Annotated in this window: 26 protein-coding genes; 17 read left to right on the forward strand and 9 right to left on the reverse strand. The window is 42.9% G+C overall.

Translation table 11 applies throughout. The annotated features are described in order from the left end of the window. Window positions 1-124 precede the first annotated feature (124 nt). On the reverse strand, window positions 125-973 hold the full coding sequence (purU, locus tag GTK07_RS13465) for a formyltetrahydrofolate deformylase (RefSeq protein ID WP_163635774.1): 849 nt from the start codon (window positions 971-973) through the stop codon (window positions 125-127). 142 nt (window positions 974-1115) lie between these two features. On the opposite strand from purU, the gene GTK07_RS13470 reads away from it, so the two are divergent. Next, a complete protein-coding gene (locus GTK07_RS13470; protein ID WP_163635775.1) occupies window positions 1116-4568 on the forward strand; it encodes a methylmalonyl-CoA mutase family protein in 3453 nt (1150 codons plus the stop codon). 7 nt (window positions 4569-4575) lie between these two features. On the opposite strand, the gene GTK07_RS13475 is transcribed toward GTK07_RS13470, so the two are convergent. Beyond that, window positions 4576-4977: a hypothetical protein gene (locus tag GTK07_RS13475; RefSeq protein ID WP_163635776.1), complete on the reverse strand. Its 402-nt coding sequence runs from the start codon at window positions 4975-4977 to the stop codon at window positions 4576-4578. Window positions 4978-5100: 123 nt separating this feature from the next. On the opposite strand from GTK07_RS13475, the gene GTK07_RS13480 reads away from it, so the two are divergent. The 3 genes from GTK07_RS13480 to GTK07_RS13490 are packed head-to-tail and all read left to right on the forward strand — an operon-like array spanning window position 5101 to window position 7696. Then, on the forward strand, window positions 5101-5553 hold the full coding sequence (locus GTK07_RS13480; protein ID WP_163635777.1) for an Lrp/AsnC family transcriptional regulator: 453 nt from the start codon (window positions 5101-5103) through the stop codon (window positions 5551-5553). Between the two features lie 59 nt (window positions 5554-5612). Further along, a complete protein-coding gene (locus tag GTK07_RS13485) occupies window positions 5613-7028 on the forward strand; it encodes an alpha/beta hydrolase family protein (protein WP_163635778.1) in 1416 nt (471 codons plus the stop codon). 32 nt (window positions 7029-7060) lie between these two features. Beyond that, window positions 7061-7696 (forward strand): DUF1684 domain-containing protein, encoded by a 636-nt coding sequence (locus GTK07_RS13490; protein ID WP_163635779.1) that lies wholly within the window; start codon window positions 7061-7063, stop codon window positions 7694-7696. Between the two features lie 54 nt (window positions 7697-7750). Here the strand turns inward: GTK07_RS13490 and GTK07_RS13495 are convergent, their stop codons facing one another. The 5 genes from GTK07_RS13495 to GTK07_RS19280 form a co-directional block, all read right to left on the reverse strand. Then, on the reverse strand, window positions 7751-8812 hold the full coding sequence (locus GTK07_RS13495; RefSeq protein WP_163635780.1) for a porin: 1062 nt from the start codon (window positions 8810-8812) through the stop codon (window positions 7751-7753). 127 nt (window positions 8813-8939) lie between these two features. Further along, window positions 8940-10223: an ammonium transporter gene (locus GTK07_RS13500; protein ID WP_163635781.1), complete on the reverse strand. Its 1284-nt coding sequence runs from the start codon at window positions 10221-10223 to the stop codon at window positions 8940-8942. Window positions 10224-10257: 34 nt separating this feature from the next. Continuing rightward, entirely contained in the window at window positions 10258-10596 is a 339-nt protein-coding gene (locus GTK07_RS13505; RefSeq protein WP_119640875.1) for a P-II family nitrogen regulator, read from the reverse strand. A gap of 270 nt (window positions 10597-10866) precedes the next feature. After that, window positions 10867-11241: a fluoride efflux transporter CrcB gene (crcB, locus tag GTK07_RS13510; RefSeq protein WP_163635782.1), complete on the reverse strand. Its 375-nt coding sequence runs from the start codon at window positions 11239-11241 to the stop codon at window positions 10867-10869. Window positions 11242-11550: 309 nt separating this feature from the next. Further along, window positions 11551-11739 carry a hypothetical protein gene (locus tag GTK07_RS19280; protein ID WP_235932871.1) on the reverse strand — a complete coding sequence of 63 codons (189 nt, stop codon included), beginning with the start codon at window positions 11737-11739 and terminating at the stop codon, window positions 11551-11553. A gap of 40 nt (window positions 11740-11779) precedes the next feature. Between GTK07_RS19280 and GTK07_RS13515 the strand changes: the two genes are divergently transcribed. Further along, window positions 11780-12166 (forward strand): pyrophosphohydrolase domain-containing protein, encoded by a 387-nt coding sequence (locus GTK07_RS13515; protein ID WP_163635783.1) that lies wholly within the window; start codon window positions 11780-11782, stop codon window positions 12164-12166. A 38-nt stretch (window positions 12167-12204) separates the two neighbouring features. On the opposite strand, the gene GTK07_RS13520 is transcribed toward GTK07_RS13515, so the two are convergent. Then, on the reverse strand, window positions 12205-13272 hold the full coding sequence (locus GTK07_RS13520) for a branched-chain amino acid aminotransferase (protein ID WP_203583799.1): 1068 nt from the start codon (window positions 13270-13272) through the stop codon (window positions 12205-12207). 106 nt (window positions 13273-13378) lie between these two features. On the opposite strand from GTK07_RS13520, the gene GTK07_RS13525 reads away from it, so the two are divergent. The 10 genes from GTK07_RS13525 (at window position 13379) to GTK07_RS13570 (ending at window position 22869) form a co-directional block, all read left to right on the forward strand. Continuing rightward, window positions 13379-13849, forward strand: a complete 471-nt coding sequence (locus GTK07_RS13525) for a DUF4920 domain-containing protein (protein WP_163635784.1) — start codon at window positions 13379-13381, stop codon at window positions 13847-13849. 3 nt (window positions 13850-13852) lie between these two features. After that, on the forward strand, window positions 13853-14515 hold the full coding sequence (mnmC2, locus tag GTK07_RS13530; RefSeq protein ID WP_163635785.1) for a tRNA (5-methylaminomethyl-2-thiouridine)(34)-methyltransferase MnmC2: 663 nt from the start codon (window positions 13853-13855) through the stop codon (window positions 14513-14515). A gap of 136 nt (window positions 14516-14651) precedes the next feature. After that, complete coding sequence (locus tag GTK07_RS13535; protein WP_163635786.1) at window positions 14652-15614, forward strand: TIGR01777 family oxidoreductase; 963 nt, start codon at window positions 14652-14654, stop codon at window positions 15612-15614. Between the two features lie 135 nt (window positions 15615-15749). Next, window positions 15750-16325: a nucleotide exchange factor GrpE gene (locus GTK07_RS13540; RefSeq protein ID WP_163635787.1), complete on the forward strand. Its 576-nt coding sequence runs from the start codon at window positions 15750-15752 to the stop codon at window positions 16323-16325. A 6-nt stretch (window positions 16326-16331) separates the two neighbouring features. Then, window positions 16332-17447 carry a molecular chaperone DnaJ gene (gene dnaJ / locus GTK07_RS13545; RefSeq protein WP_163635788.1) on the forward strand — a complete coding sequence of 372 codons (1116 nt, stop codon included), beginning with the start codon at window positions 16332-16334 and terminating at the stop codon, window positions 17445-17447. A gap of 182 nt (window positions 17448-17629) precedes the next feature. After that, entirely contained in the window at window positions 17630-18568 is a 939-nt protein-coding gene (locus tag GTK07_RS13550) for an ABC transporter ATP-binding protein (protein ID WP_203583800.1), read from the forward strand. Further along, on the forward strand, window positions 18558-19898 hold the full coding sequence (locus GTK07_RS13555; protein WP_163635789.1) for an ABC transporter permease: 1341 nt from the start codon (window positions 18558-18560) through the stop codon (window positions 19896-19898). The genes GTK07_RS13550 and GTK07_RS13555 overlap by 11 nt, the downstream gene beginning before the upstream one ends. Before the next feature lie 6 nt (window positions 19899-19904). After that, window positions 19905-20792, forward strand: a complete 888-nt coding sequence (locus GTK07_RS13560; RefSeq protein ID WP_163635790.1) for a mechanosensitive ion channel family protein — start codon at window positions 19905-19907, stop codon at window positions 20790-20792. 45 nt (window positions 20793-20837) lie between these two features. Next, window positions 20838-21695: a DUF6268 family outer membrane beta-barrel protein gene (locus GTK07_RS13565; RefSeq protein WP_235932872.1), complete on the forward strand. Its 858-nt coding sequence runs from the start codon at window positions 20838-20840 to the stop codon at window positions 21693-21695. Window positions 21696-21705: 10 nt separating this feature from the next. Further along, window positions 21706-22869, forward strand: a complete 1164-nt coding sequence (locus GTK07_RS13570; protein WP_163635791.1) for a sigma-54-dependent transcriptional regulator — start codon at window positions 21706-21708, stop codon at window positions 22867-22869. Window positions 22870-22873: 4 nt separating this feature from the next. Here the strand turns inward: GTK07_RS13570 and GTK07_RS13575 are convergent, their stop codons facing one another. Continuing rightward, window positions 22874-23581, reverse strand: coding sequence for a hypothetical protein (locus tag GTK07_RS13575; RefSeq protein ID WP_163635792.1), 708 nt, complete (start codon window positions 23579-23581; stop codon window positions 22874-22876). A gap of 178 nt (window positions 23582-23759) precedes the next feature. Here GTK07_RS13575 and GTK07_RS13580 point away from each other — a divergent pair, with 178 nt between their 5' ends. Together GTK07_RS13580 and GTK07_RS13585 are read left to right on the forward strand one after the other, a co-directional pair. Further along, window positions 23760-24644 (forward strand): PPK2 family polyphosphate kinase, encoded by an 885-nt coding sequence (locus GTK07_RS13580; protein ID WP_163635793.1) that lies wholly within the window; start codon window positions 23760-23762, stop codon window positions 24642-24644. Beyond that, entirely contained in the window at window positions 24641-26038 is a 1398-nt protein-coding gene (locus tag GTK07_RS13585; protein WP_163635794.1) for a M20/M25/M40 family metallo-hydrolase, read from the forward strand. Before GTK07_RS13580 ends, GTK07_RS13585 begins: the two co-directional genes overlap by 4 nt. Window positions 26039-26043: the final 5 nt, after the last annotated feature.

Below are 26043 nucleotides of genomic sequence, written 5' to 3' on the forward strand. Positions count from 1 at the left end.
ATTCATGATGAACAAATCTTAAAACCAGTACAGTTAAAGATATGTTTTTTTGAAGTATTGCAGGGAAAATTAGATGCAAGGTCAATCCACAAAATCAAAAATACCAACTGAATGTATTTAAGAATCAGGAAAAAATCACCGTTTTATTATTGTAAACCATGGTCTTTCTTGCCACGTGGAGTTGTACGGCACGTGAAAGTACAATACGTTCCAAATCCCTTCCCTTGGCAATAAAGTCATTAACAGAGTGCGTATGGGAAACGGTTGTAACATCCTGTTCAATAATAGGTCCTGCATCCAAATCCGCAGTAACATAATGGCTGGTGGCCCCAATGATCTTTACACCACGTTCAAAAGCGGCATGATAGGGTTTGGCCCCCATAAAGGCGGGTAGGAACGAGTGATGGATATTGATGATCTTTTGAGGGTATACATTGATGACCTTTGGCGATATAATTTGCATGTATCGAGCCAATACAATAAAATCCACTTGGTGTTCCTTCAACAGATATAATTGTTGGTCCTCCGCTTCGGTCTTGTTCAATTTGGTGACCGGAATATAAAAAAAGGGAATGTGGAACTGTTCCGCAACGTATTCCAAATCTTTGTGGTTACTCAAAATGAAGGGAATGTCCACGGAAAGCTCACCAGAATTGTAGCGGCTCAACAAATCGTAAAGACAGTGGTTGTATTTGGAAACGAAAATCGCCATTTTAGGTTTGTACCCATCCAAATACACCTCCCATTCCATTTGAAATTGATCGGCCAATTCGTTTTCAAATTCTTCTTTGAACTGGTCCAAAGGCAACTCTTTTTCAAATTCACTTTGCAACCGCATAAAAAAGACCCCGGCCTGTTTGTCCACATGTTGATCGAGGTAAATAATGTTCCCTTCTTGTTGATGGATAAAAGTGGTCACCGACCGAATAATACCCGCTTGATCGGGACAGTGTATAAGAATGGTAAGCTTCATGTCCAATATTTGACCAAGTAAAATTATAGGTTTCAGAAAGTGAAGCCTAAACTTCGTTCGGTTTTTGTAAAATCCTAATCAAAATACATTTTGACTTGCATTTTCTGTAAATTGCAGGGCAAATTCAGACCTTTTATTGCAGATGGAACAAATAACACCCTACAAACCCAAGAACAAAATCAGGATTGTGACCGCGGCATCGCTTTTCGATGGGCATGATGCGGCCATCAATATCATGAGGAGGATCATACAGGCTACTGGGGTTGAGGTGATTCACTTGGGGCACGATAGAAGTGTGGCCGAAGTGGTGGACTGCGCCATTCAAGAAGATGCCAACGCCATTGCCATGACTTCCTACCAAGGTGGACATAACGAGTATTTCAGGTATATGTTCGATTTGCTGAAGGAAAAGGGTGCTGGACACATCAAGATTTTTGGAGGCGGCGGCGGGGTCATCCTCCCCGAAGAAATCAAGGAGTTGATGGCCTACGGAATCGAGCGCATCTATTCACCAGATGATGGTAGGGAAATGGGCCTTCAGGGGATGATCAATGATTTGGTAAAACGTTGTGATGAAGCTGTTCCTGATTTATCCATTCCGAAGGAAAAAACATTGGAGTCGTTGTTGGAACAACGTGATCCAAATACGTTGGCTAGGTTAATTTCTTTGGCCGAGAACAGACATGAAACCTTTGAAAAGTTCCAGCCTCAAATAGAAAAAAAGCAGGGAAAAGTTCCAGTACTTGGAATTACCGGTACTGGTGGAGCAGGAAAATCAAGCTTGGTGGATGAACTGGTGCGCCGTTTCCTGATCGATTTTCCAAAAAAACATATCGGGATCATTTCCGTAGACCCCTCAAAAAGAAAAACGGGCGGAGCCCTTTTAGGTGATCGCATCCGGATGAATGCCATCAACAATGAACGGGTTTATATGCGTTCCTTGGCTACCCGTCAATCCAATTTGGCCCTTTCCAAGCATGTTGCCGAAGCGGTACAAGTCCTTAAAGCAGCTCATTTTGACCTCATCATTTTGGAAACTTCAGGCATTGGGCAATCCGATACGGAGATTTTGGAGCACAGCGATGTTTCCCTATATGTGATGACGCCGGAATTTGGTGCGGCAACCCAATTGGAGAAAATTGACATGCTGGATTTTGCGGACATTGTGGCCATCAACAAGTTTGATAAACGAGGTGCTTTAGATGCCCTTCGCGATGTAAAAAAACAATATGCTCGCAATCATGGATTGTGGCATGCCAAGGAAGATGAACTTCCCATTTTCGGGACCATTGCCTCCCAATTCAACGATCCGGGTATGAACAACCTTTATAAAAAGGTAATGGATACTCTGGTAGAAAAAGCAGGCGCCCCTTTGGATTCGACTTTTGCAGTTTCTGGTGAAATGGCTGAAAAAATATATGTGATCCCACCGGCCAGAACCCGATACCTTTCAGAGATAGCCGAAAACAATCGTTCCTATGATGCCCAAACCAAGCAACAATCCGAGATAGCACAAAAACTATACGGCATTTTCCTGACACTGGCCTCTGTATTGGAAGTGGAACCCGAAACAAACGAAGCGCTTTTGTTGGATAAATCTGGGTTGAATGAAATGGAAATCAATAAACTGGCTTCCAATCAAGCTGCCAAGGAATTAGTGGGGCTGTTGATCAAGGAATTCGACAAAGTAAAAATGCAGTTGTTGCCGCAGCATTGGGAAACCATCCTGAAATGGAAAGAAAAAGTGAATCGCTACGCTTCGGAATACTATACGTTTAAGGTTAGGAACAAGGAGGTGAAGATCAAGACCCATACAGAATCCCTTTCCCATAGCCAGATTCCGAAAGTGGTATTGCCCAAATACAAGGCCTGGGGCGATATTCTTCAATGGATTTTGCAGGAGAATGTTCCAGGGGAATTCCCATATACGGCAGGGCTATATCCGTTTAAGCGGGAAGGGGAGGACCCCACCCGAATGTTTGCGGGTGAAGGTGGCCCCGAGCGAACGAACAGACGCTTCCATTATGTAAGTTTGGATATGCCCGCAAAAAGGCTTTCCACGGCATTTGATTCGGTGACCCTGTACGGAAACGATCCAGACTACAGGCCCGATATTTATGGGAAAATCGGGAATGCAGGAGTCTCCATTTGCTGTTTGGATGATGCCAAAAAGCTGTATTCAGGATTTGACCTGAGCGACCCGATGACTTCCGTGAGTATGACCATTAATGGTCCGGCCCCCATGCTCTTGGCGTTTTTCATGAATGCGGCCATTGACCAAAACTGCGAAAAATACATCCGTGAAAATGGATTGGAGGAAGAAGTGGGGAGGCAGATCAAGGCTATTTATAAAGGTGTGGAACGCCCTTCCTATTTTGGACAACTTCCCGAGGGGAACAATGGTTTGGGATTGCTATTGTTAGGTGTGACCGGCGACCAAGTGCTCCCGAAGGAAATCTATGAAAAAATAAAGTTGGCAACTTTGCAGCAAGTTCGTGGTACAGTACAGGCCGATATTTTAAAGGAAGACCAAGCCCAGAATACCTGTATATTTTCAACGGAGTTTGCTTTAAAGTTGATGGGTGATGTTCAAGAATACTTCATTGACCATAATGTCCGAAACTTTTATTCCGTTTCCATTTCCGGTTATCATATTGCAGAGGCAGGGGCAAACCCTATAACACAATTGGCCTTTACCCTCTCTAATGGTTTTACCTACGTGGAATATTATTTGAGCAGGGGGATGGATATCAACAAGTTTGGTCCCAACCTGTCCTTTTTCTTTTCCAATGGTGTGGACCCGGAATATGCCGTGATCGGAAGGGTAGCCAGAAGGATATGGTCCAAGGCCCTGAAAGAAAAATATGGGGCCGATCCCAGGGCGCAGATGCTGAAATACCATATCCAGACCTCGGGTAGAAGCCTTCATGCCCAAGAAATCGATTTTAACGATATTCGTACCACATTGCAGGCACTTTACGCCATCTATGACAACTGCAATTCACTGCATACCAATGCTTACGATGAGGCCATCACTACCCCTACGGAGGAATCGGTTCGCAGGGCCATGGCCATACAATTGATTATCAATAAAGAATTGGGATTGGCAAAAAATGAAAACCCTTTGCAAGGATCCTTCATCATTGAAGAACTTACCGATCTGGTAGAGGAAGCGGTGCTTATGGAATTTGATAGGATTACCGAAAGGGGAGGGGTGTTGGGTGCCATGGAAACCATGTACCAGCGTTCCAAGATCCAAGAGGAGAGCCTGCATTATGAGACTTTGAAACATTCTGGGGAATATCCCATTATCGGCGTAAATACTTTTTTGAGTTCCAAGGGATCTCCGACCGTTTTACCGGCTGAGGTGATCAGGGCAACGGAGGAAGAAAAACAAAACCAGATCAAGACCTTGCAAAACCTTCACAAAAGGGAAAAAAATCAGTCTGCAATACAATTGAAGGAACTGCAAGAGGTAGCCATCAACAATGGAAACATTTTTGAAAAACTGATGGAAGTGGCCAAGTATTGCTCTTTAGGTCAGATTACCGAAGCCTTGTTCCAAGTAGGTGGGCAATATCGTAGGAATATGTAGCGGAGTATCAATCGTTTCTGTTGGACAGAGACCTTCTCCACTTTTTAAAGGTGATCCGGAAGGTTTTGATTTCACGGCGAAGAAGGTTTAGATATTCCTTTTCCTTTACACCATCCCTTTCAAGCCCATTGCAATAGGCTAAAATGTTTCGGGTCATGATGTTTACAAAGGAAAGACTTCTCATTCTTACGGAGTAGGAGTTGCTCAAAGCGGCCTGCTCCACCTCTTTGGTGATCAGAAGGGCATCGGTAACCAAGGATTTGGTAATGTCGTCTCGAAAACTATCGATTTGGCGAAAGGACAGCATTTCCCTATTATGCGCAAAATAAGAGGCAACCGCTTCGCTCAAATCTCGTAGAGCCAAGGATTTACGGTATACAAGCAAGGTATTAAGAGAACTTCTCTCCATCTTTTCAAAAGCAATTTTGTACCATAAAATTACGGACGATTGAAAAATTCTTACTTTTGTTTTTTAAGTAATGATTTCATTTGGCTTTAAAAAGCAAAATTTATCGCCTTATTTTCTTTTCAAATGAAGATAGATGATCTGAACTGGCAAATCCTTGGGCACCTGCAACGAAATGCAAGGGAATCTTTTGCCAATATTGGACGTAAGGTTGGGCTCACTTCGCCAGCGGTCGCAGAGCGGGTCAAGAAGATGGAGGATATTGGGATCATCGAGGGCTACCGGGCCAATATTTCCTATGTGGAGGCAGGTCATCAGTTGAAGGCCATTATTATGTTGAGAGCTTTCATGGGCAAACTAAAGCCCTTTTTGGACAAGGTGAAATCCTTTCAAGAAGTGGTCAATTGTTATAGGATCACGGGTAACGAAAATATCATTATGGAAGTGGTATTGCGGGACCAATCGCATCTGGAAAAATTCATTGACGAACTTATTGTATATGGTGAATGCCGAACCCACATTGTGCTATCCAATGTTGTGGCCCATGCACCTATAAAGAAGGGTAAGGTCTCCAAATAGGTTTCGTCAAAAAAATAAGGGCCAAATGGTTTTGGCTAGATTTTTGTGCAACAATTGCTATGAAGAAAATTTATTTTACCGCCATTCTGTTCACCATTTTAGGACCTTTCATCAATGCCCAAAAAATGGTTTTGAAAAAGGGTGAGATCATTGAAAACCTGATGGTCAATGATTCCCTTAAAAGTACATTTTCCCTTTACTTGCCAACTAATTTCAGTACGGATACCCAATGGCCCCTGCTGATGGTTTTTGATGTGCACGGTAAGGAAAAGCAGGCAATGTCCATGTTCGTGCTGGCTGCCGAAAAGGAAGGGTACGTTTTGGCCGCCCCAAAAATGGTGGATACGCTTTCATTGACCAATAATATGCTTTTAACGGGCAAGACCATTGAAGAAGTGGTGAATATTTTACCGATTAGGAAAGGTAGGGTTTATGCCGCGGGAGCTTCTTCTGGCGGCCGGTTTGCGACCTTGGTGCCCGTTTTTATTCCTGGGGTGAAAGGTGCCATTTCAATTGGTTCTTCTTTGGCAAATAGGGAGTTGTTGAACATCAAGAGTCCTTTTCATTTCATCGGTATGGTCAGCAAGGACAATTTTGAATACACATCGATGTTGACAGATACCAAATTGTTGGACAAAATGAAGTTTCCGAACCAAATGCTGCTGTTTGATGGAAACAAGGATTGGCCCGGCGTTGAATATCTGGAAAAAGGAATGCAACTTTTTACCTTGGATGCCATGGGGCGTAATCTGATTCCCAAGGATTCAGTTTATGTGGAAAAAGCCTATACAGAAGATTTGGCCAAAGTGAACCATCTGAAAAGCATCGGGGATTTGCTTTGGGCAGAACAATATATGACCGAGATGATGTCCATTTACGGAGCCCACAAAAATTTGGACTCCCTTAGATCGGTTCAGAAGGAATTGAGAAAGGACAAGCAATTCAGGGCCATGGGCCGCAATGAAAATGCTGCATTTCTCAAGGAATCCTTGTTAAAAGAAGACTTTCAATATTATATGGAAGAAGATGTGTACACCCATAATTTCAATAATTTGGGTTGGTGGAACCATCAAATGGGCGAAATTCAAAAATATAAGAACGCAACAGATCCTTATGAAAAGGAAATGGGAAATCGGTTATTGGGATTCGTCAATGCTTTGGCGGAGGATAATATAGATGTGATACAATCCAACAACGTGATCGATGAGGATGCCTTGGCATTTCTATTTATGTTAAAGACCATTTTGGAGCCTGATAATTTTGAATACTATCTGAAAACCATATCCTTGAGTGCCAAAAACGAGGATTTTGGCACTTCTTTGTTCTATTTGGAAGAAGCCTTCAAAAAAGGGTTCAAGGACAAGGAAAAGCTTTACAATTTGGAAGGTACGGCCTTGTTCCGTATTACTCCTGAATTTAACGATTTGATATCCAAATACTTGAAGGATGCTCTTTATGAAATAGATGAAAATTAATTTTCCTGTTACCTTTGTTTAAAATCCTTCAGATGAAATATTGGAGTCTACTATTTCTTTTGTCCTTGGTGTCTTGTGGACAGGGAAAAAGGTATCATGATGAATCCACGGAATCCACAAAATCTGCCCTTGTGGCTGATATTTTAAAATTTCAGGAAGAATTGGATGCCAGTTTTAGGGATCCTGAGGAATCTCCCCTTCCAGATAAATACCGAAAGGATTTTGAAGGGTTGGACTATTTTGAGCCCGATACTACTTATGTGGTGAAAGCCAAGTTGGTGCGTACCCCGGATGCCGAACCTTTTTTTATGCCGACCACTACTGATAGAAAAACACATGAGGTTTTATATGGTATTGCCCATTTTACCTTGAATGGGGAAGCACGGCAACTGGAAATTTATCAAAGTTTGGACTTGATCCAACAGGAAAAGTACAAGGACTATCTTTTTTTACCTTTTAATGATGCTACCAATGGAGAAGAAACGTATGGTGGAGGTCGCTATATAGATCTTTCCATTCCGGATGGGGATACCTTGGTAATTGATTTCAATAAGGCTTACAATCCGTATTGTGCCTATAACAAAAAGTACTCCTGCCCTCTAGTGCCAAGGCAAAACTATTTGAGAACTAAGGTGAGAGCAGGAGTTAAAGACTTTCATAGCGACTAAAAAAGCCTTAAACCAACGGAATAAGGCTCTTTAGTTTCTACATATGATTTGTTTCTAGAAAGAATAGATGGCTGCAAAAAGTACAGAGGCCAAGCTTTTCGTTGGAGACAGGTCATTATCGATAAAAGTATCTTCGGAAGAGCTGTCCAAACGAATTTCTGGTTTTAGAATAAGGTCTCCAATGGTAGCACTACCGGTCAAGGTAACCGCGAAAACATTTCCATCTCCCTCTGGATCTGCCCCAACTCCTGTTATTTCTTCACCAAAGAAATCTCCTGCCATAAAATATTCACCGCGTAGCCCAAGGCTGAAAGTTTCGGATACGGCATATTGTGGATAAAGGGCAACACCGGTGAAAGAACCACCATTGTCTTCAATGGAGAAGTGGGCCGCATTCAATCCTAGATAGAAATCTTCGGAAAGATCAAATCCACCTGTAAAGTCGATTTCGTAGCTACTTTGGCTATAAACAAAGTTCAAAAACTGACCTGAATAACCCAATTGGGCACCTACGGCGTAATCACCGGTCGGGTTGAATTCGGTAAGGTCTGTTGGGTTCATTACGGCCAACATGGCTGACCATTCGTTGCCAAGATCAAAATCAGCTTTCAAACCGGTATGGCTAAAAGGGCCATAAGAGAATAAGTAAGAAGTACTGTAGTTGAAGTTTGCCACGGGAGAAATTACCTCGTATCCCAAGAAAGTGTTGAAGTTACCAAAGGTAAGGGTCACGGCATCACTAACATTCCAATATACATACAATTGGTTAACGATGTCACCGGTTGCAGAATACATAGGAGAAGCAAAGACGGCATCCGTACCGCGAGGGCCAAATACCAAATCGGCTACAAAACCTACTTTTTCACCTTCATAGGCGGCAACTAGGTTGGCCATGCCCAATGAAAATCCGGGCAAGTTGGCAAAAGAGGAACCTGGAGCAATGGCATCCTCGTCATTTGGAGCGGTCATGTTGGCCCTATAATAGGCATCTACCGATCCGCTGAAGCTAAATTTTGGTTTTTCTTCCTCTTCTTGTGCAAAAGCAGAAATTGATACCAGGGAAAGTATGGCAAAGGCCAAATTTTTTACGAAATTTGTATTTATAATCGCTTTCATATCATATTCATTTTGAGTTGTCCCTTTGGGATAAATTGTTGTTTAAATTGTGAGTTTTTGATTGAAAAGGTTATCAACGGAGCGTTTGGCAGAACGCTCCGTCTTCTTTTCTTGATGTTGTGAGTTTTTAATTGTTCTGAGAGGTGATATGCTCTGGATAAGCTTCCACACCATGTTCGTGAATATCGAGCCCTTCGATTTCCTCTTGTTCCGATACGCGGAGACCGATAGTTTTCTTCAAGATGAAAAGGATCACAAAGGTGCCAAGGGCGGCCCAGGCGATGTAAGCCAAAGATCCATAAGTCTGTACCCAAAGAAGTTTGGCACTTCCACCGTATAACAAACCACCATCCAAAGCGAACAGGCCGATCAGAACGGTTCCTAGGAATCCGCAGACACCGTGTACGGAAATAGCACCAACCGGATCATCGATCTTCAATTTTTTATCGATGAACTCAATGGAGAAGACCACGGCCAATCCACAAATAAGACCAATGGCAAGACTTCCAACGGCGCTAACGGCACCACAGCCTGCTGTAATACCAACCAATCCGGCCAAAGCACCGTTTAAGGTCATTGAAATATCCGCTTTTCCGTAACGGACCCAAGTCAAAAGAAGTGCGGCGATGGCGCCCATGGCAGCGGCCAAGTTGGTGTTGATGATCACACTGGTGGCGGCAACGGTATCGTCACCACCCCATGCTAACTGGGAACCTCCATTAAAACCGAACCATCCCAACCAAAGGATCAATACTCCAAGAGCACCGAACATCATGTTGTGACCAGGGATAGCCTGTGCCTTGCCATCTACATATTTGCCAATACGGGGACCTACCATGATGGCAGCAACCAAAGCGGCACCCCCACCAACGGCATGTACAACGGATGAACCGGCAAAATCGATAAATCCTGCGGTGTTCAGCCAAGCATCATCATCAAATGGCCAGTACCAACTACCGGAAATTGGGTAGATCAACGTGGTCATAACGGCTGAGAAAATAAGGTAAGTGGAAAACTTGGTCCTGCCTGCAATGGCTCCTGATACAATCGTGGCAGCGGTTGCACAGAATACGGTCTGGAAGAACAGGTTGTACCAATCCGTGGCACTGAAAAAGAAATATCCTTGATCGGATGGGCTGGATCTGAAAAAACCTCCGGCCACAAGGTCGCTACCATACATAATACCATAACCTAGGGCCCAGAACATGACCGAGCCTATGGCAAGGTCCATGAAGTTCTTCATAATAATGTTACCTGAGTTCTTACTGCGGGTAAAACCTACCTCAACCAAGGTAAATCCTGCTTGCATGAAAAATACTAAAACAGCTGCAATGGTAATCCATAGGGCACCCATATCGCCTGTGATGGCTTCTACAGCTTTTTCTATCGCTTCTTGTTCTTGTAGAATCATAATCTAAATTTTTGAGTTGTTTTTGGTTATACTTTTAATTGATTCCGGCGCTACCGCTTTCCTTGGTTCGGATCCTGTAGGCCTCGATCATGTCGGAAACGAAGATTTTTCCATCTCCAACGTTACCTGTGCTTGCAGTGTCCAATAAGACGTTCACGGTTCTTTCCAGAAAGTCATCGGATACCACGATAACCAAATACCTCCTCTGTATATCGCTGGTGCTGTAAGAAATACCGCGATATACATGTCCTTGTTTTTCGTTGCCAACCCCTGTTACATCCCAGTAACTAAAGAAATTGACCTCAATCTGATGCAGTGCTTTTTTCACTTCATCAAACTTTGATTTTCTAATAATTGCCTCGACTTTTTTCATAATTAAGTAGTTAATTGATGTCTCAAATATATAGTAATTCGCAAAAGACTATTAAAAAAGGGAGGGTTATCAGTCCATTTTTACGGGTATAAAAAAAAATACCCCTAATATTTTAGGGGTATCTAATTTTAAATAAACTTTTGTTATTTATTTGTTGATTTTTTTTTAACATTATCACTTTGGAAATTAATTTTTATCATTAAATACCAATAAAGAAGATGTTAATGTTTAAGTTTTAACAAAATTTAACTATAAAAATGTAATTTGTAACTATCCCAGATGTTTAGCCAGCCAAAGCCCCAAAATCACTGCAAGAACGCCAAAACAGATGCTTGTGACCATATAAATGCCCAAATTCAGAAGGTCGCCGTTCCTTAAAAGAGAGTGTTTTTCAAAAGCGAAGGCAGAGAAGGTGGTAAACCCGCCACAAAAACCCGTGGCAAAAAATAAAGTGCTATTGTAGGTAAGGATATTTCCCTTTGCGGACAAGCCTAAAACAAGTCCAATGAGCAAGCAGCCCAAAATATTGACAAGAAAGGTGCCTAAAAAGAAATTATGGAGTAAAGGATTTAAGGGTTTGGAAATTAGGTAGCGAAGTACACTGCCAAATCCCCCACCCAAAAAAACAAGAAAGGCCTGTTTCATGCCCTAAAGGTACAAACTATACCGCTTCCTTGTATTCGGTTTCGGATGCCTCTCGGGGGAAGAGTCTTGGTAATGAGGTTTCCGAAATTTTTCGAATTGGTTTTCTTAATCTTTCGCCTGCCCCGTTGACGCTAAAGATCAACAGTATTGCATTAATAGCGAGTAAAATGAAAAGGATGCTTAAGAATAACGTCATTTTTTCTGCTAAATTAATGTTAAACAAAAGTACGTCTTTTCCTATAGTATACGAGTCAAACCAGGTTTAATGTTGTGTAAATGAGCATTTTTGTGGTAAACTCAATTCATGTGTTAATTTTTAAGAAAGTATTTGATAAGGAACAGGATTATTATGAAAGTTATAAAGGAAACAAGAATCCAGATGACGCCTTTGTAATTTTTTCGATGGAGTTTTTTGTCCTTTTTATAAGATAGGGTGACAATCACTACAAAGACCAGAAAAAAAAGAATGGCGAAGATGAGCTGTCCCGTGCTGAACATATTTTTTATTTTTATACAAATCTAAATCAAATCGAGAGTAATGGAAAGTAAAATAAAGGCAGTGGAACTTTTTCACAATTCCTTCGGGCTTGGGGTGTTGCATGAGCCTGTGGCAGATCTGGGGAAAGAGAAAAATATGTTGAGGTTCAATTTGATGGACGAAGAGAACAAGGAGTACCTGGAAGCTGCCAATAATGGAGATTTGGCAGAGGTTGCCGATGCGCTGGGGGATATGTTGTACATTCTCTGTGGAACAATTTTGGAGCATGGCTTGCAGTACAAAATAGAGGAAGTCTTTGAAGAAATACAAAGAAGCAACATGAGTAAGTTAGGTGCCGATGGGAAACCGATCTATAGGGAAGACGGCAAAGTGCTAAAGGGTCCCAACTATTTTAAACCGGATATTCAAGCTATTATGGACAAATAAAAAAAAAGCACCTTTAAAAGGTGCTTTTTTTTTATTTGTTATTGAACAGGATACCGCCATCCGAATTTGTCCTCAGCTCGGTTATATTGAATATCGGTAATGCGTTTTTTCAACATGGATGCATAGCTGTCGGTCAGTTCTGGAAGGGTGTAATCCTCGCCATGATAACCAAAACCGGAAATTGGCGAAACTACGGCCGCTGTACCGGCTCCGAACATTTCTTTAAGGGAGCCGTTTTTGGCGGCTTCCACCAATTCGTGAACGGAAATCTTCCTTACCTCAGTTTTGATGCCTTCATCCTTGGCAATGTCCAAAATGCTTTTTCGGGTGATTCCGTCCAAGATACGATCATTGGTCGGGGCGGTCATCAAAGTATCGTTAATGCGAACAAAAACGTTCATGGCACCCGCTTCTTCAATGAATTCGTGGGTATTGTCATCCGTCCAGATCACTTGTTGGTAGCCCTTGGCGGCCGCCAATTGGGTTGGGTAGAATTGGCCGGCGTAGTTTCCACCTGCCTTGGCATAACCTACACCACCATTGGCGGCACGGGAATAGGTCTCTTCGATCAACACTTTCACCTTTCCTGAAAAATAGGAACCTGATGGTGCACAGGCGATGATAAATTTATATTCGTTTGCTGGGGAGGCATGAAAACCATTCCCTGATGCAAAAACAAAAGGCCTAATATATAAGGAACTGCCTGCGTTGGTAGGTATCCAGTCACTTTCCAATTGGATGAGCGCGTGGAGGCCATCCATAAAATGGGATTCTGGCAGTTGTGGAATGGCCAACCGTTCCGCTGATTTGTTCAATCGCTTGAAATTCTCCAAAGGGCGGAACAACCATACCTTGCCATCCTCATCCTTATAGGCTTTCATTCCTTCAAAAATGGATTGGCCATAATGGAAGATTTTAGATGAAGGGTCCAGGGAAATGGGTTGATAGGGAACAATCTTTGGAGCTTCCCATTCACCATTTTTATAATCACAGACCAACATGTGGTCCGTATAAACGCTTCCAAAGGACAAATTGTCAAAATCCACCTCGTGGATTTTGGAGGTTTTAGCTTTCTCTATAGCTATGTTGTTAACCATTGTTTCCATATCACTTACATTTACAATGTTAAAATTAGCTATTTATTGTTAGTTTTGAATGCTATGCAAATCTAAATATCATACTTGATCTACAAACTTTTAAAACTTATTAAAAATGAAGATTTTTAACACTATCGCTATTGTATTGTTATTGATTTTGGGAGTTTCCTCATGCAAGCAAGAGGCTATAAAGGGTGATTATTACGGTCAGGAATTTGCAGTTTCCGGAAAAGCTGCCAAGACTTCTGCCACTTATGATGGTATCGGTGCCAAGGACTCCCTTCAGACTCAGATGATCGGGGAGATTACCGAAGTGTGCCAAGCAAAAGGTTGTTGGATGAAGGTAAAGTTGGATGCCGACAATGAGGTTTTTGTTCGTTTTAAGGACTATGGATTCTTTGTGCCCAAGGATGCCGCTGGCAAAACTGTGGTCATGAACGGTGCCGCTTTTTTTGAGGAAATGTCCGTTGACGACCAAAAACATTTTGCTGAGGACGAGGGTGCATCGGAAGATGAGATCGCTTTGATCACTGCCCCAAAAAAGACCCTTCGCTTTGAAGCAGATGGTGTGCTCATTGCCAATTAAATCTTGAAAAGAAAGATCATCGATACCGCGGATGGCTCCAAAACCATCCAAATTGAAGATTGGGACGAGCAGTATCATTCCAAGCACGGTGCCGTTCAGGAGGCCTATCATGTTTTTATTGAGCATGGACTAAGACTGTTCCAAAATGATGAGATCCATATTTTGGAAATAGGCTTCGGAACCGGGCTTAATGCCCTCATTACGTTATTGGAGGCTCCCAAGCAGCATCTCAAAATCCAATATGTTGGGGTGGAAGCCTATCCCGTTACTATGGAGGAAGTGGAACATTTGGATTACTGTAATCAATTAAACGCAGAAAGTTCAAGTGAACTTTTCAAGTTGATGCACCAATCCAATTGGGAAGAAATGGTGACTATCAACGATTCCTTCCATCTGCTCAAACAAAAGAAGGATTTTAGGGAAATCAAGGAACAAAATTTGTTCAACCTTGTTTATTTTGATGCATTTGGTGCTCGGGTACAGCCAGACCTTTGGACAGAAGACATCTTCAAAATCATGTTCAATGGCTTGGTACAAGGTGGGGTTTTGGTCACTTATGCGGCTAAAGGTAGTGTACGTAGGGCCATGCAGGCGGTGGGTTTTACGGTTCAGCGTTTGCCCGGACCACCAGGGAAACGAGAAATGCTCCGTGCCGTCAAAAAATGAGGCTTGCCAATATACTGTTAATGCGGGTGACTTGAATTGTCTTAAATTGTTTTAAAGTTTGAACAATTGTGTTAAACCTAAATTAACGTCTCATAAACAGCCACTTAAAGCATTAAATTTGTTTCAAAATGATAGTATGAGGGTGTTGATTACAGGGGCAACGGGTCTGGTGGGCCAAGCAATCACCAATGTCTTGCATTCCAAAGGCATTCCCGTTAACTATTTAACCACAAGCAAAGATAAAATCACCAAGTTGGATGACTTTAAAGGTTTTTATTGGAATCCATCCAAAGGTGAAATTGATGTGGACTGTTTCGAGAATGTGCAGGCCATTATCAATTTGGCTGGGACCACCATTGCCAAAAGATGGACCCCCATCCACAAGAAAAAAGTAATATCCAGTAGGGTAAAAAGTTTGAAGGCCCTAAAAAAGGGGCTACAACAAGTTGGAGTCAATGATGTGGAATGTTTGGTTTCCGCATCGGCCATTGGTGTTTACCCTGATTCCCTTTCCCATTATTATGAAGAGGACGAAAAAGATCTTGACAAAGGATTTTTGGGCAAGGTGGTCAAAAAATGGGAGGCCGAAGCGGATACGTTCAAGGAATTTGGTATCAATGTGGCCAAAGTCCGGATTGGGGTTGTATTATCTACCGAAGGCGGGGCCCTTCCCAAAATGGCCATGCCCATCAAGAATTTTGTGGGTTCACCGCTGGGCAGTGGAGATCAATGGCAATCTTGGATCCATATTGAGGATTTGGCACAACTGTTCGTCTTTATTGTGGAGAATAACCTGAAAGGAGTATACAATGGGGTGGCACCCAATCCGGTGACGAACACCAAAATGACCAAGGAAGTGGCCAGGATATTGGAACGTCCGTTGTGGATGCCAAACGTTCCCAAATTTGTGCTTCGGGCAGTGTTGGGCAAAATGGCGACATTGGTGTTGGCCAGTCAGCGTGTTAGCAGCAAAAAAATTGAAAAGAAGGGATTTACCTTTCAATATGCCAACATTTGTACAGCTCTTTTGAATCTTTATTCTGATGAAAAACAAGAGGAGTCCTCGCCCTTGGAAACCGCTAAAAACGAGCTGGTCTGACCTTAAAAGGTTCAATACGATATGTTTATCAATCCGCCTAGGCGGATTTTTTTATGATTTGTGGTGACATTTTGACATTTTTGGACAATTGGCAGTACTTTTGCCATTTCAAAACGGAAACAAAACAGACATAAAATGAGCAATAACAGTAAGGTTGAGGAAATGGAAGACGAGCCAAAAAATGGCCAAACTACCGATAGTACTGAGCTGAACGAGGAAAATAGTGATATGGACCAAACCAATGACCAAGAGGAAGCGGTTTCTGTTGAGGATCAATTGAGGAAAGATTTGGCCAATGAAAGGGATAAGTTCCTGAGACTTTTTGCCGAGTTTGAGAATTTTAAGAAAAGAACCTCAAAAGAGCGTATGGACCTGTTCAAAACGGCAGGACAAGAAGTCATAGTGTCCCTATTGCCCGTTATGGATGATTTTGACCGCGCCCTTAAAGAACTAGCCAAATCCGAGGACAAGGAAATGTTTACAGGCGTGGAGCTCATCAGCAATAAATTTAAAGAGACCCTAAAGAACAAAGGCTTGGAAGAGGTTGAAGTGAACCAGGGCGATGCCTTCGATGCTGATGTGCACGATGCCATCACCCAAATTCCAGCACCGGATAAAAAACTGAAAGGCAAGATCATCGATGTGGTCGAAAAAGGGTTCAGACTCGGAGACCGCATCATCAGACATCCAAAAGTTGTGGTAGGTAACTAGAGTTATATGAAGGAGGATTTTTACGAAATATTGGGAGTCTCCAAGGGAGCATCCGCAGCGGAAATAAAAAAGGCCTATCGAAAGAAGGCCATTGAATACCACCCTGACAAGAACCCTGGTGATGCCAAGGCGGAGGAAATGTTTAAAAAGGCCGCGGAAGCATATGAAGTTCTTGGTGACCCGGACAAACGAGCCAAATACGACCAGTTCGGTCATGCCGCTTTCGATGGCAGCGGTGGCTTTGGTGGTGGAGGCATGAACATGGAGGATATCTTCAGTCAATTTGGGGATATTTTTGGGGGTGCCTTTGGCGGCGGATTCAGCGGATTTGGAGGATTCGGTGGCGGACAACGTAGGATGAAGGGGAGCAATCTTCGAATCCGAGTAAAACTGAATCTGGAAGAAGTGGCCCATGGGGTAGAGAAAAAAGTGAAGGTGCGTAGAAAGGTGCAGGCAGATGGGGTTACGTATAAAACCTGCCCAACCTGCAATGGAACCGGCCAGATCATGAAGATCACCAACACCATTTTGGGGAGAATGCAAACCGCCACAACATGCAGTACCTGCGGTGGTTCGGGTCAGACCATTGATAAAAGACCTGCCGGCGCGGATGCCCAAGGACTCATCATAGAAGAGGAAACCGTTTCCATCAAAATTCCACCAGGCGTAGAGGACGGCATGCAACTGAAGGTTTCCGGAAAAGGAAATTCAGCCCCAGGGAACGGAGTTCCCGGAGATTTGTTGGTGGCCATTGAGACTGTGGAACATGATACGTTGAAACGGGAAGGAGACAATCTGCATTATGACCTTTATATCAGTATTTCCGAGGCCGTTTTGGGCAGTTCTAAGGAAATCGATGCTATTGGTGGTAAGGTGCGCATTAAGTTGGAGGCAGGAATTCAGTCTGGTAAAATATTGAGATTGAGGGGAAAGGGAATCACAAGCCTGAATGGGTATGGTAGCGGAGACCTTTTGGTACATGTGAACGTATGGACCCCTAAGGAAGTGAACAAAGAACAAAAGGAGTTTTTTGAGCGCATGCAAAATGACGAGAATTTTATGCCAAAACCAGAAAAATCCGATAAATCTTTCTTTGAAAAAGTGAAAGATATGTTCTCTTAATTAGAAAAAATATTTCTGTTTAAATAAAAAACGTATATTTGAAACTGATGTTGGGTGACCGATATCTAATTTTCTTTTTCATAGCAATTTTTTTCCCATCCTTGAATTTTTTAAGGGTGGGTTTTTGTTTTTAAGGGATATCAGGTATTGGGCAATTACATATCTTTGAAAAAATAGTTTACATGGATCATATCCTTGTTGCCAAAAATGTTTCCAAAACCTATGGAAACTATACAGCGTTGAGCAACATTTCACTCGAGATTCCTAAAAATTGCATTTACGGACTTTTGGGCCCGAATGGGGCAGGGAAGACCTCTTTTATACGTATCATCAACCAGATTACGCATCAAGATGCTGGGGAGATTTTTTTCAATGGGGAACGTTTGTCCCCCAAGCATATTTCCCAGATTGGCTATTTGCCAGAGGAAAGAGGGTTGTACAAAAGTATGAAGGTGGGCGAACAGGCCCTTTACCTTGCCCAGCTCAAAGGATTGTCCAAGCACGATGCCAAGGAAAAGCTCAAGTTTTGGTTCGAGCGGTTGAACATTGGTGATTGGTGGAACAAGAAGATTCAAGAACTTTCCAAAGGAATGGCGCAAAAGATCCAGTTCATTGTTACCGTTCTACATGAACCCAAGCTGTTGATCTTTGATGAACCTTTCAGTGGGTTCGATCCCATCAACGCCAATATCATAAAAGATGAGATCCTTAAACTGAAGGAACAGGGCACCTCCATTATCTTTTCCACCCACAGAATGGAATCCGTTGAGGAACTGTGCGAGTATATCGCCTTGATACATAAATCAGAAAAGATATTGGATGGAAAATTGGCAGATATCAAGAACGCATACAAGGACAATATTTTTGATGTGGGCCTACAAGTGGAAGAAAATGGGGAAGCGTTGATGAAATCGCTGGCGGATAAATTCAACATCCTTTCCTCCAACTTGGACCGACAAGATCGACAATTGGATTTTAAGGTGCAGTTGCCTTCATCCCATACGGGTGACATTTTAAGGGAATTGTCCACAATGGGGAACTTGTATCGTTTTGACGAAACCATCCCATCCGCGAACGACATTTTTATCCAAACTGTAAACAACAAGGAAAATGGCAAATAAACTCGGATTGATCATAAGGCGGGAGTATTTGGCCAAGGTCAGGAACCGTTCCTTTATTGTAATGACCATATTAAGTCCCTTGTTGATCGTGGGCATGATCCTATTGATCGCCTATCTGGCCAAGATCAATGATAATGAGACCAGGGTCATCTCGATTTTGAACGAAAGTCAATTTTTTAACCAAGAATTTAAACCCTCCAAAAGCTTGACCTTTGTGCAATTGGACAACTTAACCTTGGAACAGGCAAAGGATTCCACCAATGCGTTGGAATATTATGGATTGTTGCATATTCCTGAAGGCGATACGGTGGAAGAAGTGGCCCGTGCCACTTATCTGTTCACCAAGGACAACCCAAATTCCAGTGTGACCCAAAAATTGGAATCGATTTTCCAGAGGCAGTTGCGCCAGGACCGGCTCAAAAAACTAGGGGTGTCTTCGGATCAGTTTTCAAGCGTGGAAGCCCCCTTCGAGATCAATCTGGCCACTTTTGATGGTGAAAGGAGTATAAAGGGTATCAATGAGATCAAGGCCTTTATCGGTGGTGGTTTCGGATATGCCATCATGATGTTCATTATTATTTATGGAGGATTTGTGATGCGGAGTGTGATCGAGGAAAAGACCAGTAGGATCATAGAGGTCATTATTTCGTCGGTTAAACCTTTCCAGTTGATGTTGGGTAAGATCATTGGCAATTCCTTGGCGGGATTGACGCAGTTCACTATTTGGATCATATCGGCATCGGTATTGTTGTCGTTGGTCGTGATGATATTGGGGATTGACCTAAGTGCCCTATCCGGGGACACGAATATGCCGGCTGGCCCTATGGGCGGAATGTCGCAATTGGCCCCAATGGATAGTGATATGATGATGTACACCAAAGAGATTTTGGATATTCCCTGGGGAATTCTGGTCATATCGTTTTTCATCTATTTTGTACTCGGTTATTTGATCTACAGTTCCATTTATGCTGCCATTGGTGCCGCGGTGGATAATGAAACGGATACGCAACAGTTTATTTTTCCGATTATAATGCCCTTGATGTTGGCCATTTATGTAGGGTTCTTTTCCGTGTTCAGCAATCCACACGGGCCCATTGCCGTTGGTTTTTCGCTCTTTCCGCTTACATCGCCCATTGTTATGTTGATGCGACTCCCTGGAGGAATAGGAGAAGGAGGTGTACCTTTATGGCAATTTTTGTTGTCCATTTTCCTATTGATTGTTACCTTTTTGGGTATTGTTACTTTGGCGGCCAAAATTTATAGGGTCGGGATATTGATGTACGGTAAAAAACCTACCTACAAGGAATTGGTAAAATGGTTGAGATATTGATTCGATATGCAAAAAGGTTCTGAAGAATTAAAGGAGATCATTAAGGATGATATTTGGGGATCTATCAAGGAGTTTCTAGACCTGGGCTTTCATATTGGCCAAGGGGAGAAGTCCATAAACTTAACACTTGGGTTGCTTCTTTTGCTTACGGTTGCCCTGGTGGCCACCAAGTTTCTTTTAAAATGGTTGCGGTATCTGCTTACCCGAAAGATGGAGTTGGAGGACCAGCAAAAGTTTACCAGTGTTTTTAAGTTCACCAATTATGTAATCTATATTGTGGCCGTACTGGTCACCTTGAGTGCGGCGGGGATTGATATCACCTTGGTGATTACCGCATCTGCCGCCTTGTTCGTTGGTTTGGGTCTGGCCCTTCAGGAATTGTTCAAGGATGTTCTGGGAGGAATTTTTATCATTATTGATAAATCCCTGCAAGTGGGTGACGTGGTGGAGGTCGATGGCAAGGTTGGAAAAGTTTTCGAGATCAAGTTACGCACTACGAGGGCCATTACTAGGGACGATAAGGTATTGATCCTACCGAACCACAAGTTTATCAGTGATATTGTTTACAATTACACCCAAAACCATAAGACCACTCGTGAAAAGGTGTCCGTTGGTGTGGCCTATGGAAGTGATGTGGTTTTGGTCACCCAGTTGTTGGAGCAAGTGGCCGCATCACAAAAGCAAATCTTGAAAAACCCGAAACCCTTTGTCCTCTTTGATGATTTTGGAGATTCGGCACTGATGTTCTCCCTTAATTTTTTCACCAATGACAGTTTTAGGGATCCAAGGATTAAAAGCGAACTACGGTACAAGATCAACGCCAAGTTCAAGGAGAACAACATAAGCATTCCTTTCCCACAACGCGATGTACATATTATTCAGTCAAAATCATAACAAGACATAAAAACCTCATTTCACCATAGTGCAAACTGGGGGCTGTTGGCCTTCATTGTAATATTCTGTTGCAGCCTGGGCACCGCGCAGAGCACCGATGTTCTTAGGATAGAATACCTGAACATGCCCCCGAACGATACGGGCATAAAAACGCAACGCTACAAGGCGCTTTTCAATTTGCCCATAAAGATCAACGCAAAAAATGATTATCTCATCACTGGGTTGGAATATAACCGTTTCGATATGGGTTATACGGAAAACTATCCCTTTGATAAAAAGGAGTTGATCAGGTTCCATATCATTGATATGAACTTTGGGTATATCACCAAATGGAACGAGAACTGGAACATCGTTGCCATTCTTACGCCTAGGTTGGCCTCCAATTTTATCAGCGGAACGGTCACCGATGACTTTTTTTTGAACGCCACGGCAACTTTTTGGAAAGAAAAACCCAAAGCCGAAAAACCCTATCGTATCGTCCTGGGCCTTACCTATAATAGTACTACGGGGCTTCCGGTGCCATTGCCCTTGATTAGCTATTACCGTAGGTTTCATCCAGATTGGGCCTTTACCCTTGGAATCCCGCGTTCTGACCTAAAATATTACGTATCCAAAAAACATGTTTTCGAAATGGCACTATTCTTGGACGGGTACTTTATAAATCTCCAGAACAGTATTCTTTTGGAGGACGGCCAAGTGGCCTCAAAAATTTCGCTTACCTCATTGTTGGGCACCGTTGGTTACCAATACAATATTTCAAACCGAATGGCCATTTTTGCCATGGTGGGCAGATCGGTGGTGCAAGAGGGCAAATTGAGGAATGATGAGCAAGGGAATGTATTTTTGTTGAATGATGAGTCAAATTTTTATATTAGGACTGGCTTCAAGATTGGAATTTTTTAAAAGATAAGGTATGTCAAAGATTTTGGTGATAGAGGACGAATCGGCGATCAGAAGGGTTTTGGTCAAAATATTGGCCGAAGAAAGCGATAGCTACAACGTAATGGAAGCCGAGGATGGCCTGCAAGGTATAGAGACCATCAAAAAGGAAGATTTTGACCTGGTACTCTGCGACATCAAAATGCCCAAAATGGATGGGGTAGAAGTATTGGAAGCTGCAAAAAAAATTAAACCGGAAATCCCTTTCATCATGATTTCAGGTCATGGTGATTTGGACACGGCCGTGAATACCATGCGCTTGGGTGCCTTTGACTACATCTCCAAACCGCCTGATCTGAACCGTTTGTTGACCACCGTTCGGAACGCTTTGGATAAAAAGGAATTGGTCACAGAAAACAAGATTTTGAAGAAGAAGGTCTCCAAAAATTATGAAATGATCGGAGACAGTGAGGAAATAGGGATAATAAAGGAAATGATTGAAAAGGTGGCCCCAACAGATGCACGGGTATTGATCACGGGCTCGAACGGTACCGGAAAGGAATTGGTGGCTCATTGGTTGCATCAAAAAAGTCCACGATCGGCGGCCCCTTTTGTGGAAGTGAACTGTGCCGCAATTCCCTCAGAATTGATAGAGAGTGAACTGTTCGGTCATGTAAAGGGGGCATTCACATCTGCCGTTAAGGATCGTGCCGGCAAATTTGAAGCCGCCAACCAAGGGACCATTTTCTTGGACGAAATTGGGGATATGAGTCTTTCCGCACAAGCGAAGGTGCTGAGGGCCCTTCAAGAGAACAAGATTTCTCGCGTGGGTTCCGATAAGGACATCAAAGTGGATGTTCGGGTGCTTGCAGCTACCAACAAAGACCTAAAAAAGGAAATAGAAGAAGGTAGGTTTAGGGAGGATCTTTACCACCGGTTGGCCGTCATATTGATCAAGGTGCCCGCTTTGAACGATAGAAGGGATGACATTCCATTGTTGATCGAACATTTTTCACAAAAGATAGCCTCGGAACAAGGATCTGCCCAAAAAGCATTCTCCAAAAAAGCCATTGATTTGCTAAAAGGTTACGATTGGACCGGTAACGTGCGGGAACTCCGCAATGTAGTGGAGCGGTTGATCATTCTTGGGGGCAAGGAAGTCTCCGAAGAGGACGTGAAACTCTTCGCCAGTAAGTAACTTTCTATTTACAGTTGCCTAATTTTTCGAGGGCTTCAGCAGAAAGTGTCATCACCCGTTGATGGTATTCTTTCTTATGTGGGGATAGCTTTGTGTTCAATAGGATCAATCGTGATTCTTCATAAATATTGGTGATAAAACGGTGCGCATCTTCGCAATCCACATCGGTGACGACTTTTTCCAAAGATGTTTCAAAACCTAGGAGACAGCTATGTACCTGCTCTTTCACCGATTTATTCTGGGTCAAAAACAAAGGAGTTTCATTATCCAGTACCTCTTTGGTATTCATCACCAAGATGTCATCATTATAATTGGATGCGTTTTCCTGCTCAAATACTTTAAGGACCTTAATGCCGATCATAGTGTTTTCCAATGCCTTGTGCAGGGCCAATTTGGACATTTTTATGGATTCGGCCCTGGTCGCCAATTTCAATTCCGTAACGGCGCCCTCCAAGCTTTCAATGGTGCCATCGCAACCACAGTCCAGAAAGTTTCCACGGGTTTTTTCGATACCGTTCAAGGCTTTGTAGGCATGGTATTTTGCCATGTCCAAGGTAGTGGCCACAACAGCGTCCTCAATCTTATTTTTTATGTACGTTAAGTTGGAGTTGGCATATTCACAGGCGTTCCGTGTAGAAAAGGCTGTGGTGAGCCAAAAGCCAAGTGGCCCAAGGGCAAATGCAATAAGTAGGACGGTTTTCCTTGTTTTCATAACGCTTCTTGATTTGGGACAATGCGTCTTTGATTATCACTAAGTTACGTGGGTAAATTCTGTCAAGGAATATAAAATCGATAAAATACCTGCTATACCCATGAGTGGTAAAATTATCGATGAACAACATCTTTTTGGGTAGTTGAGCAAATGGTGAAAATGACTTATATTCATTCCTATGGAAAAAATAAACACACAGAGGTTTTTGGTGCAGCACAAAGTACAACTGGCCAAGGAACCCACCTTTGATGACCTAGGTGCCACCAAAAAGGAGCTGAAAGAAGAATTAAAGGATATACGCAAGAAATTGGGAGAGTTTCAGGATACCCTTTATGCCCATGGCAAGTATGGGGTACTGGTCTGTTTACAGGGAATGGATACTGCGGGCAAGGACAGCCTTGTTAGGGAGGTTTTCAAGGATTTTAACGTTCGGGGCGTGGTAGTACACAGTTTTAAGGTACCCACTTCCCTTGAAAGGAAACACGATTATTTATGGAGGCATTACATTGCGTTGCCGGAGCGGGGCAAATTCTCCGTGTTCAACCGCACGCATTACGAAAATGTGCTGGTAACCAAAGTACACCCTGAATATATTTTGGGAGAAAGCTTACCAGGGATCGAATACGTATCGGATATTGATACCGAGTTTTGGGAAAAGCGCTACCAGCAGATCAACGAATTTGAGCAACATGTAGCAGAAAACGGAACCATCATCTTCAAATTTTTCCTGAATCTTTCCAAAGACCAACAGCGTCGTAGATTGTTGAGAAGGATAGAACTCAAACAAAAAAACTGGAAATTTTCACCGGGCGACCTTGCAGAACGGAAACTCTGGGAAAAGTATCAGGAATGTTATGAGGAAGCCATCAACAAAACATCTACCCAACACGCTCCTTGGTATGTGATCCCAGCCGATAGTAAAAAGGGGGCAAGGGTGATTGTGGCCGCCATTATGCTGGAAGCGTTAAAAAAATACAAAGATATAGAGGAACCCGAGTTGGATGATGAAATAAAAGCTAATTTAGAAATCTTTAAACAAGAATTGGAAAAAGAATCCCAATGAGAAAAGTTCTCCTATTGGCCATTTTGTTGGCCAGTATCCCCTTTTATTCACAGACTGAAGACGAAAAACAGATCAAGGCCATTTATGATATGGCGTTGACCAAAGGAAAGGCCTATGATTGGCTTAATTATCTGTCCAATCAAATTGGTGGCCGCCTTTCGGGATCAGTACAGGCCCAACATGCTGTGGACTATACCAAAACACAATTGGATGCACTTGGTTTTGACAAGGTTTGGTTGCAGCCCGTAATGGTGCCCAAGTGGGTGAGGGGAATTCCGGAGTTCGCCTATTTTGAAACATCACCTGGACTTACTACCAACGTACCCATTTGTGCCTTGGGAGGTTCCGTGGCAACACCTGATGGTGGCCTAAAGGCCAATGTAATAGAGGTGAAAAGTTTGGAAGAACTGGAAAAATTGGGCAGGGCCAAGATCGAAGGTAAAATCGTTTTTTACAACAGGCCTATGGAACCCACCCTGATCAATACTTTTGAGGCCTATTCAGGTTGCGTGGACCAACGTGCCTCCGGAGCGGTGGAAGCTGCAAAGTTTGGGGCTTTGGGCGTCATTGTTCGTTCCATGAACCTAAGGTTGGACGATTATCCGCATACAGGTTCCATGCATTATGGCGATACTCCAGTAAATCAAAGGATTCCTGCGGCCGCCATCAGTACCAATGCTGCAGAATTGTTGAGCGCCACCTTAAAATTGAACCCCAATACCAAGTTTTATTTTAAACAGAACTGTAAACAATACGAAGATGTACAGTCCTACAACGTGATCGGTGAAATTACAGGCAGTGCCTACCCAAAAGAGATTATGGTCGTTGGTGGACATTTGGATTCCTGGGACCTTGGCGATGGCTCCCATGATGATGGAGCTGGCTGTGTGCAGAGTATGGATGTTTTGCGCTTGTTGAAAGAGACTGGATACAAACCCAAACGAACCTTGAGGGTAGTACTGTTCATGAACGAAGAAAACGGTATGCGTGGCGGGAACAAATATGCCGAAGTGGCCCGGAACAATAATGAGGAACACGTTTTTGCCCTGGAAAGCGATTCAGGTGGTTTTACCCCAAGGGGATTTACCATTGATGCCTCCGACGAAAACATAAAGCAGATTCAAGGCTGGAAAGATTTGTTTGCACCTTATCTGATCCATGTTTTTCAAAAAGGAGGCAGCGGTGCGGACATTGGACCGTTGAAGGATGATGGGATTGTTCTGGCAGGATTGAGACCAGATACCCAACGTTATTTTGACCATCACCATGCCGAAAATGACACCTTTGAACATGTGAACAAGCGCGAATTGGAACTAGGAGCGGCTACTATGGCCAGTTTGGTCTATCTTATCGATAAATATGGAACGGTCCCCAGTCAGAGGATAAAAGGTTAGGTAAA

The sequence above is a fragment of the Flagellimonas sediminis genome (genome assembly GCF_010500845.1).
Taxonomy (GTDB): domain Bacteria; phylum Bacteroidota; class Bacteroidia; order Flavobacteriales; family Flavobacteriaceae; genus Flagellimonas; species Flagellimonas sediminis.

Bases quoted from the DNA above. Each gene is read 5' to 3' on its own strand.
- GTK07_RS13555 (WP_163635789.1), top strand. From the start codon at position 18,558: ATGGCAAATAAACTCGGATTGATCATAAGGCGGGAGTATTTGGCCAAG.
- GTK07_RS13535 (WP_163635786.1), top strand. From the start codon at position 14,652: ATGAGGGTGTTGATTACAGGGGCAACGGGTCTGGTGGGCCAAGCAATC.
- GTK07_RS13525 (WP_163635784.1), top strand. From the start codon at position 13,379: ATGAAGATTTTTAACACTATCGCTATTGTATTGTTATTGATTTTGGGA.
- GTK07_RS13575 (WP_163635792.1), bottom strand. From the start codon at position 23,581: ATGAAAACAAGGAAAACCGTCCTACTTATTGCATTTGCCCTTGGGCCA.
- GTK07_RS13505 (WP_119640875.1), bottom strand. From the start codon at position 10,596: ATGAAAAAAGTCGAGGCAATTATTAGAAAATCAAAGTTTGATGAAGTG.
- GTK07_RS13490 (WP_163635779.1), top strand. From the start codon at position 7,061: ATGAAATATTGGAGTCTACTATTTCTTTTGTCCTTGGTGTCTTGTGGA.
- crcB (WP_163635782.1), bottom strand. From the start codon at position 11,241: ATGAAACAGGCCTTTCTTGTTTTTTTGGGTGGGGGATTTGGCAGTGTA.
- dnaJ (WP_163635788.1), top strand. From the start codon at position 16,332: ATGAAGGAGGATTTTTACGAAATATTGGGAGTCTCCAAGGGAGCATCC.
- GTK07_RS13540 (WP_163635787.1), top strand. From the start codon at position 15,750: ATGAGCAATAACAGTAAGGTTGAGGAAATGGAAGACGAGCCAAAAAAT.
- GTK07_RS13580 (WP_163635793.1), top strand. From the start codon at position 23,760: ATGGAAAAAATAAACACACAGAGGTTTTTGGTGCAGCACAAAGTACAA.
- GTK07_RS13520 (WP_203583799.1), bottom strand. From the start codon at position 13,272: ATGGAAACAATGGTTAACAACATAGCTATAGAGAAAGCTAAAACCTCC.
- GTK07_RS13515 (WP_163635783.1), top strand. From the start codon at position 11,780: ATGGAAAGTAAAATAAAGGCAGTGGAACTTTTTCACAATTCCTTCGGG.
- GTK07_RS19280 (WP_235932871.1), bottom strand. From the start codon at position 11,739: ATGTTCAGCACGGGACAGCTCATCTTCGCCATTCTTTTTTTTCTGGTC.
- GTK07_RS13500 (WP_163635781.1), bottom strand. From the start codon at position 10,223: ATGATTCTACAAGAACAAGAAGCGATAGAAAAAGCTGTAGAAGCCATC.
- GTK07_RS13475 (WP_163635776.1), bottom strand. From the start codon at position 4,977: ATGGAGAGAAGTTCTCTTAATACCTTGCTTGTATACCGTAAATCCTTG.
- GTK07_RS13495 (WP_163635780.1), bottom strand. From the start codon at position 8,812: ATGAAAGCGATTATAAATACAAATTTCGTAAAAAATTTGGCCTTTGCC.
- purU (WP_163635774.1), bottom strand. From the start codon at position 973: ATGAAGCTTACCATTCTTATACACTGTCCCGATCAAGCGGGTATTATT.
- GTK07_RS13550 (WP_203583800.1), top strand. From the start codon at position 17,630: ATGGATCATATCCTTGTTGCCAAAAATGTTTCCAAAACCTATGGAAAC.
- GTK07_RS13585 (WP_163635794.1), top strand. From the start codon at position 24,641: ATGAGAAAAGTTCTCCTATTGGCCATTTTGTTGGCCAGTATCCCCTTT.
- GTK07_RS13480 (WP_163635777.1), top strand. From the start codon at position 5,101: ATGAAGATAGATGATCTGAACTGGCAAATCCTTGGGCACCTGCAACGA.
- GTK07_RS13570 (WP_163635791.1), top strand. From the start codon at position 21,706: ATGTCAAAGATTTTGGTGATAGAGGACGAATCGGCGATCAGAAGGGTT.
- GTK07_RS13485 (WP_163635778.1), top strand. From the start codon at position 5,613: ATGAAGAAAATTTATTTTACCGCCATTCTGTTCACCATTTTAGGACCT.
- GTK07_RS13560 (WP_163635790.1), top strand. From the start codon at position 19,905: ATGCAAAAAGGTTCTGAAGAATTAAAGGAGATCATTAAGGATGATATT.
- GTK07_RS13470 (WP_163635775.1), top strand. From the start codon at position 1,116: ATGGAACAAATAACACCCTACAAACCCAAGAACAAAATCAGGATTGTG.